The organism is Paenibacillus piri, assembly GCF_004354045.1.
Lineage (GTDB): Bacteria > Bacillota > Bacilli > Paenibacillales > NBRC-103111 > Paenibacillus_S > Paenibacillus_S piri.
The window spans coordinates 157,591-171,631 of sequence record NZ_SMRT01000016.1; the positions used below are offsets into that span (position 1 = coordinate 157,591).

14 protein-coding genes and 2 riboswitches are annotated in these 14,041 nt (G+C 53.8%); of the genes, 2 read left to right on the forward strand and 12 right to left on the reverse strand.

Annotated features, from left to right (window positions below; translation table 11 throughout):
- The 12 genes from rpiB to E1757_RS26950 form a co-directional block, all read right to left on the reverse strand.
- Positions 1-459: a ribose 5-phosphate isomerase B gene (rpiB, locus tag E1757_RS26895; protein WP_133234029.1), complete on the reverse strand. Its 459-nt coding sequence runs from the start codon at positions 457-459 to the stop codon at positions 1-3.
- A gap of 100 nt (positions 460-559) precedes the next feature.
- A riboswitch (ZMP/ZTP riboswitch) is annotated at positions 560-640 on the reverse strand.
- A gap of 188 nt (positions 641-828) precedes the next feature.
- A complete protein-coding gene (locus E1757_RS26900; protein WP_133234031.1) occupies positions 829-1,404 on the reverse strand; it encodes a low molecular weight protein arginine phosphatase in 576 nt (191 codons plus the stop codon).
- A 212-nt stretch (positions 1,405-1,616) separates the two neighbouring features.
- Positions 1,617-2,180 (reverse strand): manganese efflux pump MntP, encoded by a 564-nt coding sequence (locus E1757_RS26905; RefSeq protein WP_133234033.1) that lies wholly within the window; start codon positions 2,178-2,180, stop codon positions 1,617-1,619.
- A 70-nt stretch (positions 2,181-2,250) separates the two neighbouring features.
- The gene (locus E1757_RS26910; RefSeq protein WP_133234035.1) at positions 2,251-3,330 is read right to left on the reverse strand and encodes an L-threonylcarbamoyladenylate synthase; all 1,080 of its coding nucleotides are present in this window, start codon (positions 3,328-3,330) and stop codon (positions 2,251-2,253) included.
- A gap of 130 nt (positions 3,331-3,460) precedes the next feature.
- A complete protein-coding gene (spoIIR, locus tag E1757_RS26915) occupies positions 3,461-4,261 on the reverse strand; it encodes a stage II sporulation protein R (RefSeq protein WP_133234037.1) in 801 nt (266 codons plus the stop codon).
- Positions 4,262-4,555: 294 nt separating this feature from the next.
- Positions 4,556-5,647 carry a N5-glutamine methyltransferase family protein gene (locus E1757_RS26920; protein ID WP_133234039.1) on the reverse strand — a complete coding sequence of 364 codons (1,092 nt, stop codon included), beginning with the start codon at positions 5,645-5,647 and terminating at the stop codon, positions 4,556-4,558.
- A 3-nt stretch (positions 5,648-5,650) separates the two neighbouring features.
- Positions 5,651-6,724, reverse strand: a complete 1,074-nt coding sequence (prfA, locus tag E1757_RS26925; RefSeq protein WP_133234041.1) for a peptide chain release factor 1 — start codon at positions 6,722-6,724, stop codon at positions 5,651-5,653.
- A 54-nt stretch (positions 6,725-6,778) separates the two neighbouring features.
- Positions 6,779-7,879 carry a redox-regulated ATPase YchF gene (ychF, locus tag E1757_RS26930; RefSeq protein ID WP_133234043.1) on the reverse strand — a complete coding sequence of 367 codons (1,101 nt, stop codon included), beginning with the start codon at positions 7,877-7,879 and terminating at the stop codon, positions 6,779-6,781.
- A gap of 375 nt (positions 7,880-8,254) precedes the next feature.
- Positions 8,255-9,685 carry a serine hydrolase domain-containing protein gene (locus tag E1757_RS26935; RefSeq protein WP_133234045.1) on the reverse strand — a complete coding sequence of 477 codons (1,431 nt, stop codon included), beginning with the start codon at positions 9,683-9,685 and terminating at the stop codon, positions 8,255-8,257.
- Between the two features lie 93 nt (positions 9,686-9,778).
- Complete coding sequence (locus tag E1757_RS26940) at positions 9,779-10,417, reverse strand: ThuA domain-containing protein (RefSeq protein WP_133234047.1); 639 nt, start codon at positions 10,415-10,417, stop codon at positions 9,779-9,781.
- 26 nt (positions 10,418-10,443) lie between these two features.
- Positions 10,444-11,172 (reverse strand): SDR family NAD(P)-dependent oxidoreductase, encoded by a 729-nt coding sequence (locus E1757_RS26945; RefSeq protein ID WP_133234049.1) that lies wholly within the window; start codon positions 11,170-11,172, stop codon positions 10,444-10,446.
- 492 nt (positions 11,173-11,664) lie between these two features.
- Entirely contained in the window at positions 11,665-12,381 is a 717-nt protein-coding gene (locus E1757_RS26950) for a PilZ domain-containing protein (RefSeq protein WP_133234051.1), read from the reverse strand.
- 111 nt (positions 12,382-12,492) lie between these two features.
- Positions 12,493-12,583: riboswitch (cyclic di-GMP riboswitch) on the reverse strand.
- Between the two features lie 182 nt (positions 12,584-12,765).
- Here E1757_RS26950 and E1757_RS26955 point away from each other — a divergent pair.
- Positions 12,766-13,206 (forward strand): thiol-disulfide oxidoreductase DCC family protein, encoded by a 441-nt coding sequence (locus E1757_RS26955; protein ID WP_133234053.1) that lies wholly within the window; start codon positions 12,766-12,768, stop codon positions 13,204-13,206.
- A 220-nt stretch (positions 13,207-13,426) separates the two neighbouring features.
- Positions 13,427-13,885: a tRNA adenosine(34) deaminase TadA gene (tadA, locus tag E1757_RS26960; protein ID WP_281282539.1), complete on the forward strand. Its 459-nt coding sequence runs from the start codon at positions 13,427-13,429 to the stop codon at positions 13,883-13,885.
- Positions 13,886-14,041 lie beyond the last annotated feature (156 nt).

A 14,041-nucleotide genomic window follows, 5' to 3' on the forward strand; every position in this document is an offset into this window, starting at 1 on the left:
TTACGGATGAATCGCATATTTATGTTCCAGCGCCTGCACTTTGCCAATCCGGTTACGGTGGCGTTCCCCGTTGGAAAACTCGGTTTCCAGCCATATTTTAACGATTTCCTGAGCAACGCCGGGGCCAACTACCCGCTCTCCCATGGCCAGTACATTCGTATCGTTATGCTCGCGCGTCGCTTTCGCGGAGAACAGATCGTGAACAAGCGCACAGCGAATGCCCGGCACTTTATTGGCGGCAATCGTCATTCCGATGCCAGTCCCGCATACAAGGATGCCTTTGTCCGCACTCCCGGCGACAACCTGGTCGCAGACGGCGATCGCATAATCCGGATAATCGACCGAATCGGTGCAATTACAGCCAAGATCCGACACCTGATGTCCAAGCGATTCGATAAATCCTATCAGCTCATCCTTCAAACGAACTCCTGCGTGATCTGCTCCAATTGCAATTTTCAAAATGATTCGCCTCCTGTTTCTAGTTAGTTTCATTATAACCGAAAGCTGTCGGAAAAACGAAAAAAAGAGCAGTCCGTGCGCTGTTATCGCGCAATCTTTTGCTCTTTGCCCAGGCGACCGGCCGTATGTCCCGATGCTCCACTGTGGTTAAGCCCACTCGTCGCCAGTTACACCGGGTCCTTCCATATACTTTATATGATATCGGAAATCGTATTCGCTGTAAAGCCCTCAAAACGCCCGGTACGCCTTGTTCCGTTAAGCTTGCGCAGCCGGATATGAAACCCCGCTCAGTCGGAACAGCAGCAAGCCCGGCTCCCGTGAAAGGAGGACGGGCTTGCGGATCTATCGTTTCTGCGGAGGCTCGCAGAGCTATTGTTTCAGCTTGCCGAGCAGCTTGATCAAGCTGCTTTCGATCTCATCGGCACACTGCCGGTACAGCTTCATCGATCCGCCGAATGGATCGGCGATATCGTAATCGGGAAGCTCCCGCTCCAAAGCCCGGAGGCGCCGGCTCTCCTCCTCCGTCACCGGCTGCGACAAAGCCCGTTTTACATGAAGCTCCGCAACCAACTCCTCCAGCTCGGCAATCCGCTCCGCCGCTTGCGTATCGTCGACGAATTCTTTAAGCGTGTAGATTTTATCGACGAACAGGGGGAACCGTTGAATCGTGTGCTGCTTATGCCCGGAGGTCATGGTCAGTACAACGTCGGCCCAGTTCAGCTGATCGCCGGTCAAGGCGGACGAGGTTAACGTCTCGTGGAAGCCTTTTTCCTTCAAAATAGCGGCCGCATGTCCGGACACCGGCGCCCCGTCGTAAGCCGCTACTCCCGCCGAACGGACTTCAATATGCTGCAAGCCGTGATCTTCCGCTAATCGGCGCAAAATCCCTTCCGCCATCGGACTGCGGCAGGTGTTGCCGGTACAAACGAACAAAATTCGATTCATCGGAATCCCTGCCTTTCTCATCAAGATGGGCTGCAAAAGAGCCTTACTCTTATTGTACCTCAAATGCCGCCGATTATGGACCGTTATTCTCCATTTTGTACGAATGACCCGCTGTATCCATAAATCCGAGAAGGCATTGAACCGGGTTGTGCTTCTTGGTCAGGAGCCCTTCCAATAAGGACAGCCCGTCAAGTTCTGTCTGCTCCGCCGGCTTAAAACAGGAAATTGACGCCAAACGCAAGCAATATGACGCCGCCCATTGCCTCGCCGTATTCGCCGATCCAATGGCCTACCTTGCTGCCGAGCATGAGCCCGGCGATCGACATCAACCCGCCAACCGCGCCAAACAATACAACGGTCAAAACCATGTCCCCGGCAAACATACCTAACGAGACGCCGACAGAGAACGAATCGATACTTACGCTTAATGCAAATACGATCATGCCCCACATCGACTGGTGGTTCATCATGCGCGTGTTTTCGCCTTTGAAGGAATTGTACATCATATGCGCGCCAAGCAGCACAAGCAGGATTCCACCGACCTTGGTCGCCACCCCGCCCAGCAAATAGCCGACATAACCGCCGGTGATCATCCCCATCAAAGGCATAGCCATATGAAACAAAGCGATTAACACGCTTAGCTTCAGCATATACAGCTTTCGAATGCCTCTCATGCCGATTCCGATTCCGAGCGATAGCGCATCCATCCCCAATGCGACCGCCATAACTAAAATGGCGATCAACTGGCCGATCATCCACGGTGATGCCCAATCCATCTTCCTAATACCCCCTGTCCCGTTCCTAATCAACATATGCGGACAAGGGGGGAATCATGACTGGAGGGGCCTAGACGCGGATGATGCGATTGCCGGCGGCTTTGCGCAGCCGGTTCATGATCGCCGCCCCGATGCCCGTTTCGGGGCAGGCTTCGGCAACGATGAAGCTCACTCCCGCTTCATCGAACCCGCGCAGCGCGGCGTACAGCCCGTGCGCCACGGTTTCGAGGTCGCCGAGGCTGCCACAGACGGCGACATGATCCGCGCGCAGCGCACCGGCATGCTCGCGATACGTGAGCGCACCGGTACGTTCGCCGCGCGCGCCGGCTTCGTCAAGTTCGCGCTGCAAGCGAGCGAGCACTTGTTCAGGGGCGCCGCCCTGAACGAGCGTCATTACGCCGCGCGGCGCGTAATGCGTGTACTTCATGCCTGGCGCGCGCGGCGCCTGGTCAGGCTCTTGATGCGCGGAAGCATCGCGCACCTCAGCCTCCGGCAGCGCCCGGCGCAGCTGGGCTGCCGTAATGCCGCCGGGCCGCAGGATATGGAGTACGCCCTGGCCGCAGCCGTCATCACCGGCTGCCGGGACGTACTCCACGACGGTCGACTCGAGGCCGACGCCTGTCGGGCCCCCGTCGACGATGCCGTCGATGCGGCCGTGCAAATCTTCCCACACATGTTCAGCCTGTGTGGGGCTCGGTCTGCCCGAGCGGTTCGCGCTCGGGGCGGCCACGGGACAGCCTGCAGCGGCAATAAGCTGCAGCGCCACCGGATGGTCGGGCATCCGCAGCCCGACCGTGTTGAGTCCCGCCGTCACCAGCGGCGACAAGACGCCGGGCACCACCGGCAGCACCACCGTCAACGGTCCCGGCCAAAAAGCATCCAGTAAACGCGAAACGGCCTCACCGGGAAGCACAGCCAGCTCTCCGATTTGAGACCGATTGGCGATATGGACGATTAACGGGTTATCCGACGGCCTGCCTTTTGCCGAGAAAATGTTCATCACCGCATCCGTTTGCCGGGCATCCGCCCCAAGCCCGTACACGGTTTCCGTCGGGAAGGCGACCGTTCCCCCTTCGCGAAGCATCCGGGCCGCATCGGCCAATTCCTCCGCCTGCGGCGATACGGCGGCAACTTTCCATACTGCTGTCATTGTAAAGCCCATCCTTATTATGAATTAGCGGGCCTCGTTCATGCTGCCTGTCCTACTGGCGGCCCTGTAGTTGAAGTGGCCGTCTTCCGTTGCCGCTTATTTATTGTTTATCGATATACAACTGTATGCATCAGGCGAACAAAGACCCGATTTTTTTCAGCAAATCCCAAATGAAGGAGCGTAATTCAGGCTGGTCGGACGCAGCCGACTTTGCCATGGCCGATTTAACCTGCCCGTCCTTTTCCGCTGCGCCCGCTTTTGCACCTTCGGCTTTCTTCGCCGCCGTACCCGCGGCTTCGGACGTACCGCTTTTGGCGACGGCCGTTTTTTCGTCCGCGGCTATCTCTCCATGACTTTCCGCGGCGGCTGATTCGGCTCCGACTGCATTGGCTTTCTTGACAATCGCTTCCGAATCGACGAAGCATAGCGGCGGGAACAGCACGCACCACCAATTTTGACCCCGGGCGGCTCCTATCGAAACGCGCAAAGCTTCGTAATCGCCTGCAGGATACACGAGGCTGCCGTACATTTTAGCCGGAAACGGCACGACGCCCAGCTCCACCTTATATGTATACGAGAAACCGTTGCGCTGCAGCGTTTCGCCTACCAATTGGTCAAGCTCCGGCAAATGGATGCGCACCATGGCACGGGCCTCATCGATCCCCTGCGGCTCCTTCACCCATTGATTCATCCGCTCGACAATCGCATCGCGAATTTCGCGCTTGATCCACTGATCGGACGGAGAGTCGGAGTTGGCCAATATACGAAGCCGGATCGATTCCTGCGGAATCGCTTCCGAATCTGCCGCCGCACGGCTTGCTCCGGCCGCATAAACGACCGCTTGCTCGCGGTTTCCTTCCCAACATGTAATTAGTAGAATAAGAGCAAACACCATATAATAATAAAATTTGAAAGAAGTCCGCTTCACCATCGTATAAACCGCCTCTCCCGCAATAGCTCATTCCGGTAATATAATACCAGTATGACCCGGTGCGGGAGCGTTTAAACCTAGCAATCTATTAAATTGGAGCCGTTTTGCTAGATTGTATGCGCCGCGGGCGAAATGGTCCGCCTCAGTGACTCTCTTGAGCACGTTGCTGCGCTTTTACCGGTTGCTGTTGATGCAGCGGGACTTCCCCTGATCCAAGCGGATCTGGCGATCGGCAACATTATTTTTAGATGCCGATTTTGCGCTCTAGCGCAGCGCAGCTCCCGTTACGCTTGCTTACCCCGGATAACGGATGCCGATGACATGCCGGTCGATCCCGGCCAAATCCGGCACGATCCGGACTTCATCCCAATCTGCCGCTTCCCGAAGCAGCTTCGCTACCTCATCTGCCTGACCGTATCCTACCTCAAGCCCGACCAGCGAGGGCAATGCAGGCAACTCTTTCAACTGCACCGCCAGTCGTCGGTACAGGTCGAGCCCGTCCGCACCGCCATACAGCGCGGTGCGCGGCTCATGCAGCCTTACCTCGGGCTGCAATCCCGCTTCATCCGCCTCCGGTATATACGGCGGATTGGACACCACCGCATCGAGCCGCAGGCCGCGTTCGATGTAGGGGGCGAGCAGGTCGCCTTCCAGAAAGGCGACCTGACCGCCAACCCCGTGGCGCTCCGCATTCGCAGCGGCTACCGCCAGAGCGGCCGGCGATATATCCGAGCTCATGATGCGCCACGACGGGCACTGCACGGCGAGGCTCACGGCAATCGCCCCGCTCCCGGCGCCAATGTCGGCGATGAGCGGCGCCGACGCAGTTCTGCCCCAGTCGCCAGCGGCCGCTGATGCGCCCTTGCCTCTGTCAAGGACGCCTTCGGCGCTTCGCGCTTCCAGCTGCGCCGCCTGAACTCCCTCCGCAGCCGCGTCCCCGCCTGTGATGCCATCCGCGCTTCTTCCTTCCGGCTCTGCCGCCCGAGCGGCCAGACTCCGAACCGCAGCTGCACCGCCGCCTTCAGCGCTTCGGCCCTCCGGCCATAGCAGCCGCCCGATCAACACAATCTGCTCTACGAGCAGCTCCGTCTCCGGGCGCGGTATTAGTACCGCAGGCGTCACCTTAAAAGGGAGCCCGTAAAACTCCTGCTCCCCGGTAATATACTGCACCGGTTCACCTGCCGCCTTCCGCGCCAGCAGCTGCCGCAGCAGCTCCAATTGTTCCACGGAGAACAATTCGCGCCAACGCAGCAGCAGCTCGCTGCGGGAACAGCCAAGCACGTGCTGCAGCAGCAGCTCCGCGCAGCTGGCTGCATCCCGCACCTGATGCGCTTCTAAAAAAGAAGAAGCCTCCACATAGGCTTCACGAATGGTCAAACCCGCCATGGGTTATTCCTGCTCCCCTTTTTCTATCAGCTCCGATTGCGCGGCAATCGTCAAAGCGGAAATAATTTCATTCATATCGCCGTTCAGTACGGCATCCAGCCGGTGGAGCGTCAGTCCGATCCGATGGTCGGTAATACGGCTTTGCGGGAAGTTGTATGTCCGGATCCGCTCGCTCCGGTCGCCGGTGCCGACTTTGCTTTTCCGGTCTCCGGCGTATTTGGACATTTCCTCTTGCTGGAACTTATCGAAAATCCGTGCGCGCAGCACCTGCAGCGCCTTTTCTTTATTGGAGTTTTGCGATTTGCCGTCCTGACATGTAGCCACAATGCCCGTAGGCACGTGCGTAACGCGCACCGCGGATTTGGTCGTATTTACGGACTGACCGCCGGCTCCACTGGAGCAGAACGTATCGACGCGAATATCGCTGTCATTGATTTCGATATCGAACTCTTCCATCTCCGGCATGACCGCAACCGTTGAAGTCGAAGTATGGATCCGCCCACCCGATTCGGTCGTCGGAATACGCTGCACCCGATGCGCGCCGCTCTCGTATTTCAGCTTGCTGTATGCGCCTTTGCCGTTCACCATAAAAATAATTTCCTTAAAGCCTCCGAGATCGTTCATATTGACATCCATTACTTCCGTACGCCAGCCTTGAACGTCGGCAAATTTGGAATACATCCGGTATAGATCTGCAGCAAACAATGCCGCTTCGTCTCCGCCCGCTGCGCCGCGGATTTCGACGATTACGTTTTTATCGTCGTTCGGATCTTTAGGCAGCATCAAAACATGAATGCGTGCTTCCAGCTCTTCCTTGCGTTGAGTGAGCTCCTCAAGCTCCATCTTGACCAGCTCGCGCATTTCATCGTCCAGCTTCTCGTTTTGCATCGCCCGCGCCGCCTCGTATTGCTCTACCACGCTCTTGTACTCGGTATAAGCCTCGAACGATTCCTGCAAATCGGACTGCTCCTTGGAATACTCCCGCAGCTTCTTCGTATCGTTAGTCACATCGGGATCGCAAAGCAGCTCGCTCAATTTCTCATAACGGTCCGCTAGTGACTGTAATCTGTCCAGCACAATGATTCACCCCTTACTTAAATTCATGTAAACCATGCAGTCTCCGTAACAACGCTAAACGTTGAACCGGAAATGCATGACGTCGCCGTCTTTCACTACGTAATCTTTGCCTTCCAGCCGCACCTGGCCTTTTTCCTTCGCCGCATTCATCGAACCGGCCGCTATCAGATCGTCATAGGCGACCACTTCCGCACGGATAAACCCGCGTTCGAAATCGGTATGGATCACGCCTGCAGCCTGAGGCGCTTTCGTTCCCGTACGGATCGTCCAAGCGCGCACCTCTTGAACTCCCGCCGTAAAATACGTATTCAAACCGAGCAGCTTATACGCCGCCTTGATCAAACGGTTTAAGCCCGATTCCTGCAAGCCAAGCTCCTCCAGGAACATCGCCTTGTCGTCGCCTTCCAGCTCGGCGATTTCCGACTCGACCTTCGCGCTGATCGGCACTACTTCCGCTCCTTCGATTGCAGCGTATTCGCGCACCTTCTGTACAAACGGATTGTCTTCGGCTGTCGCCACTTCGTCCTCGCTCACATTGGCCGCATACAGCATCGGCTTCATCGTCAACAAATGCAGGTCGCGAATCAGCAGCTTGTCGTCGTCGCTCAGTTCGACGCTCCGTGCCGGCTTGTCGTTATACAACGCTTCCTTTACGCGCTCCAGACATTCCACTTCGGCCGCGTACTTTTTGTCGCCGCCTTTCATATTTTTGCGGGAGCGGTCAATCCGCTTCTCTACGGATTCCACATCGGCCAAAATCAGCTCCAGATTGATCGTTTCAATGTCGCTGATCGGATTAACGGCACCGGAAACATGCGTAATGTTTTCATCCTGAAAACAGCGGACAACATGCACGATCGCGTCCACTTCCCGGATGTGGGCAAGAAATTTGTTGCCAAGACCTTCCCCTTTGCTTGCGCCCTTTACCAGACCTGCGATATCGACAAACTCAAAAGCCGTTGGCACTACGTTCTTGGGCACTACCAGCTCCGTCAGCTTGACCAGCCGTTCATCCGGAACCTCTACGACGCCAACATTCGGATCTATCGTACAAAAGGGGTAGTTCGCCGATTCGGCGCCCGCTTGCGTTATCGCATTAAATAAAGTAGACTTCCCTACGTTCGGCAAACCCACGATTCCCGCTTTTAAAGCCATGTATAGGACAACTCCTTAATAATCGTTATTCAATATCCCTAAATTAGTATTATATCGCAAAAACAGGTCTTCTGTCACGCAGCTGTCACTTTTCCAGCTAAAGCCTAATTCCATCGGTCAATCCTTATTATTACTAAGCTCGGCCGTCCCCGCATCATGAACCGGACAAAAAAAAACCGCATTTCAGCGGTTGGCACCGATTGTCGGGGCTGATCCGCATTCATGCGGTTGTTATTCGGACGATCAGCGCAAGCTTTCCGAAGCCATGATGCAATCAGAATCTGCTGCATCATGGCATGCGGGAACCGCCAATATCAGCGATCCATACTGGCGGCAGCGCTAAAAGAATGCGTTTATGCGATCTGTATCCTATATTTACAGCCTTCCGCGAATCTGTATGGGCGCATTCGTATCGCTGACATTTGGTAAAAGTTCCAGCTTGAGTTCATCTTGCTCCCATTGGCAGATCATGGTGTAATGAAACGGGGTTTCCACCAAACAAGCGGACAAAGCCAACGTATCCGGGTTCTGCCAGGAGAAGCTCGAGGCGATCCTTCGTGCGGCTCCTTGGCGAATGGACGACATGCCCTCCACCCATGCCCCCCTCCCAAAACGAATCATATGCTCGCCTGTATGGCTCCGGATGCTGGCAATGGCTGCATTCGGCTCAAACCGGATCGAGAATGTGCTCCATTGCTCTTCATTATCATCAAGCAGGAACACCATGCCGGAAACTTTTTCTTCCATTGCAGATTCGGAGATTGGCCGCGGCGGATGAAGGGAAAGTTTGCTCAAACGTGCCGTTAATGCGGAAGCCTCCTTTTCGTTGGGAGCATCCGGCTGCGGCTTCATGGCCGGAAGCAGATGCTTCCAGACCAGGTTCAATACGCCTTGCAGATCATTCGTGCCGCTGGTCATTGCGACTACTGCATCCTGCTCCGGCATGACAACGCAAAATTGTCCGTACTTTCCGTCCCCCCGGTAAATATTATGCCGGCAGCGCCAAAACTGATAGCCGTAGCCCTGCGCCCAATCGCTCTCTCCGCCGTTGCCATTGGAAATATGCTTGGACGTAGCTTCTCTCACCCACGCTTCCGAAATAATCCGCTGACCGTTCCAAATCCCCTCCTGCAAGTAAAGCTGACCGAACTTGGCAATGTCTTCCGTCTTAATATTCAGTCCCCAACCGCCGACGTGAATGCCGCGGGGACATGTCTCCCAGGTGGCGCCGTAAATCCCGAGCGGCTCCATAAGGCGCGGCTGCAAATAATCCAACAGCTTATCCCCTGTTACCTTCTGCAAAATCGCGGAAAGCATATAGGTGGCGCCGCTGTTATATACAAAATAAGTTCCGGGCGCATGCTCGACCGGTGCATGGAGGAACGTTTTCACCCAGCTGGCGCCCTCCTCCCTTCGGAGCGAAGGCGTCGTATCCTGTGCATGACCGGTTCCCATCATGAGCAGATGGCGAATGTGCATAGAGGCCAAATTCGGGGATACATCGTCCGGCGCTTCCTCCGGAAAAAATGATACGACAGCGTCGTCCAGAGACACAATTCCTTCCGCTACAGCCAACCCGATGGCGGTGGAGGTGAAGCTTTTGCTCAATGAAAACATCATATGCGGCAGATCCGCGGCATAGGGGGCCCACCAACCTTCCGCCACGACATGTCCATGCCGCAGCACCATAAGACTATGGAGCTCCAGCTGCTTGTTTTGAACCGCTTCTAAAAAATCAGTGATTGCTGCCGATGATACGCCCTGCGCTTCCGGAGTGCTTCTTGGTAAAAGTATTTTGGTTTCCATACTATCATTCCCTCCCGCATGATAATTACCGAAACGTTCTTAACCGTTTTTGATAACCAATCCGCCCAACGCCTAACCCGGCACTCTCCTTGATCAAGCTTTCCTCGAGGCCCATTGTCCGCCCTGCAAAATTAATTTCCGGTATTCGGGATGAAGGAACGACTGAACGTGATGCCCGGGCATCAAATAGACGACCCGGCCCAAGCCGTACTCATGCGCCCATGCCGCAGGCCACCTTGCTCCTTCGTGTGAATATTCGAGCAGCACCGTCTTCTCGGTCATCGGGTCGAAATCAAACCGGTACGGCTCCTCATCCATCGAAAAAGCCCCGATACCTTTCATAATATCGTGATCCGCGGCAGCAGGATGAAATTCCAACGGTCCGTAAGGCGGATGCCCGGTAAATTTCGCCCCCGCCAGTTGGCTTAGCTCGTACCTTGCTTGCAGCGAAATGCCGTTATGAATGACGAGCAGCCCTCCGCCTCCGCTTACATAAGTCAGTAAACCTGCAGTTTGGGCCGGCGATACCGGAACTCTCCAGCTGTCCGTATAAGAAATACACAAATCATACGGTTGAAGCCGATCCGCATGAAGCATATCGCGATCCTCCGTGCCGCTAACGTCCAGATACTCCTGAAATACACGGACGATCTCTTGCTCCACCGCCTGAAGCGGATGATATTTTGAAATCGTATTGTCCCCTATAAGCAAAGCGCTTCGTCTGCTGCCCATTGGTTATGCCCCCTTATAAATGCGGATTACCAGCTCATGACCTCTCCCTTATAATTGAGGAAAGCCGGGTGCTTCAAAATCTCCTCGCTGCTCTGATACTGCTGTATGGTTTTAAGGATATGGGTGGCCGACTCCTCTGCGGAAATGTCGGCGGATTCGTTCAGCTTGCCGCTCATATATGTTCTCATCCATCCGGGATGAAGGACGAGCACCCGTCCACCTTTGTTTTTCAATTGATTATGGACAATATTGGATTGGATGTTGAGCGCTGCCTTGGACATGCAGTACCCATACCAGCCTTCCCGCCATGTCTGATTGATTTGACCGGCCTCGGAGGAAATATTGACCAGCAGTTTATCTTCCCCATTCACCAGCAGTGTGCTTAAAGCATTCGTTACTCTAAGCGGTCCGAGCGCATTCACATTGTACAGCTTCATAAAGAGGTCATAGTCGATTTCGCTGCTGAATATATCGAATTGGCTTCCTCCGGAAATGCCCGCGTTATTAATCAGCAGATCAAGCTTATCCGTTTGTCCCGCAATGAATGTTCCTGCAAGTCTCACGCTTTCGTCGTTGGATATATCCAAATCGACGGGGATCAATCTTCCATTGTATTCCGGCTCTGCTTGTTCCAACTGCTTCCAATCGTTTAAGTACTTCCCGGCAAAAACCGTGTACCCCTGCTTGAGCAGTTGTATTGTCAGCTCGAAGCCAAGCCCCCTGTCCGCTCCCGTGACGCAGGCAACTTTATTCATAGCTACTCCTCCCGGTCCTATTATTTGAAATACGTTGAACATGGTTGGTTGCCAGCCGTTTATTCCAGTTGTCTCCTCCGCCTTACCCTTCTTTCATCCCCTTTCGCCATTTTTATAACGGTTATAAGCTCGCCTCGGGTCCAATCCTGCAGCGCCGGAAATTCGGTCTGATCCAGGCGGCCCTTCCTAGAAGCATTTCTTCATCTATTATAACAGCGCTTTCATTTCATGCCATCCAAACTTACGCCATTAGGAACCAATAAACCCATTTTTTCCTAAAAAAATGTTTAGCTTTTTCAGACGCAAAAAAAGCTTTATCCATAGACAAAGCTTTCTGCAAAAATAGGATATATCAAAACTGGCCCACCTTCTATATATATTATCATTGCTTCAATAACGGCTTATTGGAGACTGTCGATTAATTGTGGGGAACAATCCAAGCTCTTATCCCCTTTTAATCGACAGTCTCTATTGGCGCTTTAATGATTCGGCTTATTTAAATTCGCGCTTTGCTTGCTGGAACGCCTTTTCTTTAAAATAAACCTCCACCTGCTTTTTCAGCACGAATGCGCGGAGTGAGGTGGTTTGGCCGCTTTCCAGGCCGATGTATTTGGCCCCGAAATAATAGCCTTCCATCGCCTGCTCACGCCTTACGATTTCCGCGGCAAAAGGCAGCTTGAAGCCCAAGTCGAGCTCCGCTTCGATCAGCACGGCTTCGTCTAAATTAACCGCATGTTCATTAACCGTGAATCCGATGCCGCTGATGCTTATATTATGTACGGTGAAGCCCGCTTCGTCAGTGATGACCTGCTTTTCATTCGTACCGGTCCAGGTTACCGCATGCAGCGCTCCTTTTTGCTTCACCTGAATTCTCGGGTGCTCCCGTTTTTCCACGAACCGGCTTTGATTTTGCGGCGGGTTGATGATGATTAATGCCCCGTGATCTTTGGCGACAACGGTTGACGCGAACACATAAATGCCTCCGGGCGAATAAACCGTAATTTTGACGGAATCGCCAAGATGGAACAGCTTATATTCCGGGATTTCAATTTCCACAATATCGCCTTCGGCATAAGACAATAGCCCCGTCGAGACAAAGCCGTCTTTTTCGACGACGGTCCGGCTGTGCAGCAATATGCCCGCTGGGCTTTTATACTTTTCTTCCTTATAACCGTAGTTCGAGCCTGCAGCTGCCAATTTTGATAGCATCGAAACCACTCCCGCTCCGTTTTGATTTGTCTCTATGCTACAATGAACAATAAAAGGCCGTTCTCCGCCTCGGGGAAACAGCCTTCAAGCACCGCAGGTGCGAATCGAACAACCGGCGGCCAGGCTGTCATCATCCATGTTCATGGACCTTAGACCCTAAGCTTTGCGTCCTTGCCTTTCGGCAAGTTTGCCTTGAACGATTTAGTTAAAAAGTACCACATTGTGTTAGGTAAAATTACCCATATACTTCATATGCCCATTATACGCTCTTTAGCCTGGAACAATCAATGAGTCCGATCGTGATTTCTATCACATTTAAAGTAAAATTATTGTAAAGTATAGCAGTTTGGCAGTCAACAATCTGTTCGTGAAAAAGGTGATCTCATGAAAGAGCCGCATTCGTCTCAAGACAATTCAACCGCATCCTCCTACTCGCTTGTTCTCTTTGACGGCGTATGCCGGTTTTGCAACGGCTGGGTTCAGTTCCTCATTCGGCGGGATTCGGCCGACCGTTTCCGCTTCTCCGCCATCCAATCGGATTATGCGCAAGCGCTGCTGTCACAAAGCTGCACGGGCGGCAAGCCGTTGCCTGATTCGATCATCGTAATTGAAAACGGCACCGTCTATACGCATTCCGCAGCGGTTCTGCGCATCTTCCGGCAGTTGGGCCGCGGCTGGCCGCTCCTGTACGGCTTCATTCTCGTTCCCCGCCCCCTTCGCGATGCTGCATACCGGTGGATCGCCAAAAGACGCTACGCCATATTCGGAAAATACGACAGCTGCATGGTGCCGACAGAGCAAGTAAGGCGCAAGTTTTTTGGTTAGCGACGGATACGAGTGAAGGCTAGGGGTATGGTTCCATCCTATCCCCAGTTGGGGATAGTCGTCGGGATAAAGACGCCCTTTTGCACAATTATCCCCAGATATTTATAATGGAATGTGAATAATAAGTTAGTTATCCACATGATTATCCACAGCATGTTAACAAACGAATACTTGTTCGTTTAAATATCCACTGTATTGTTGATGATAAGGCAGGTGTGTCGTGCAGGAACATATTGTATACATGTATGAAGCGATTGCCGAAGCGCGCAAAGCCGAGGCGCTGAACGAAGTGCCGATCGGGGCGGTCGTCGTTTGGGAGGATCAAATTATCGGACGCGGCCATAACCTCCGTGAAACTTCGCTGGATCCGCTGGCGCATGCCGAGCTGATTGCGATCAAGCAGGCCAGCGATTATTTGCAGGCATGGCGGCTGCTGGACTGCCGGCTGTATGTGACGCTGGAGCCGTGTCCGATGTGTGCCGGCGCGATTGTGCAGTCGCGGATTCAACAGGTCATCTACGGCACGACCGACCCGAAGGCCGGCTGTGCGGGTACGCTGATGAATTTGCTGCAGGAGGAACGGTTCAATCACCGTGTCGATGTAGTCAGCGGCGTGCTCCAGGAAGATTGCGGCATGCTGCTGACGCAATTTTTTCGTAAACTGCGGGGAAAGGCTTAACGAAATTTACGCTATTGTCAAGACGTCCCATGCTCCCTCGCGAAAAATGACCGAAATACCAGGCTTTGACGAGCTGCTTCCGGTTCAATTATCTGATAACAAATCGAATACAAAAATGACGTTCAATTCGGCACCCCGTTTGAACGTCATTTTCTT

Excerpts from the sequence above, each read along its gene's own strand:
- E1757_RS26900 (WP_133234031.1), bottom strand. The coding sequence starts at position 1,404 with ATGAATCGAATTTTGTTCGTTTGTACCGGCAACACCTGCCGCAGTCCG.
- E1757_RS26905 (WP_133234033.1), bottom strand. The coding sequence starts at position 2,180 with ATGGATTGGGCATCACCGTGGATGATCGGCCAGTTGATCGCCATTTTA.
- E1757_RS26910 (WP_133234035.1), bottom strand. The coding sequence starts at position 3,330 with ATGACAGCAGTATGGAAAGTTGCCGCCGTATCGCCGCAGGCGGAGGAA.
- spoIIR (WP_133234037.1), bottom strand. The coding sequence starts at position 4,261 with ATGGTGAAGCGGACTTCTTTCAAATTTTATTATTATATGGTGTTTGCT.
- E1757_RS26920 (WP_133234039.1), bottom strand. The coding sequence starts at position 5,647 with ATGGCGGGTTTGACCATTCGTGAAGCCTATGTGGAGGCTTCTTCTTTT.
- ychF (WP_133234043.1), bottom strand. The coding sequence starts at position 7,879 with ATGGCTTTAAAAGCGGGAATCGTGGGTTTGCCGAACGTAGGGAAGTCT.
- E1757_RS26935 (WP_133234045.1), bottom strand. The coding sequence starts at position 9,685 with ATGGAAACCAAAATACTTTTACCAAGAAGCACTCCGGAAGCGCAGGGC.
- E1757_RS26940 (WP_133234047.1), bottom strand. The coding sequence starts at position 10,417 with ATGGGCAGCAGACGAAGCGCTTTGCTTATAGGGGACAATACGATTTCA.
- E1757_RS26945 (WP_133234049.1), bottom strand. The coding sequence starts at position 11,172 with ATGAATAAAGTTGCCTGCGTCACGGGAGCGGACAGGGGGCTTGGCTTC.
- E1757_RS26950 (WP_133234051.1), bottom strand. The coding sequence starts at position 12,381 with ATGCTATCAAAATTGGCAGCTGCAGGCTCGAACTACGGTTATAAGGAA.
- E1757_RS26955 (WP_133234053.1), top strand. The coding sequence starts at position 12,766 with ATGAAAGAGCCGCATTCGTCTCAAGACAATTCAACCGCATCCTCCTAC.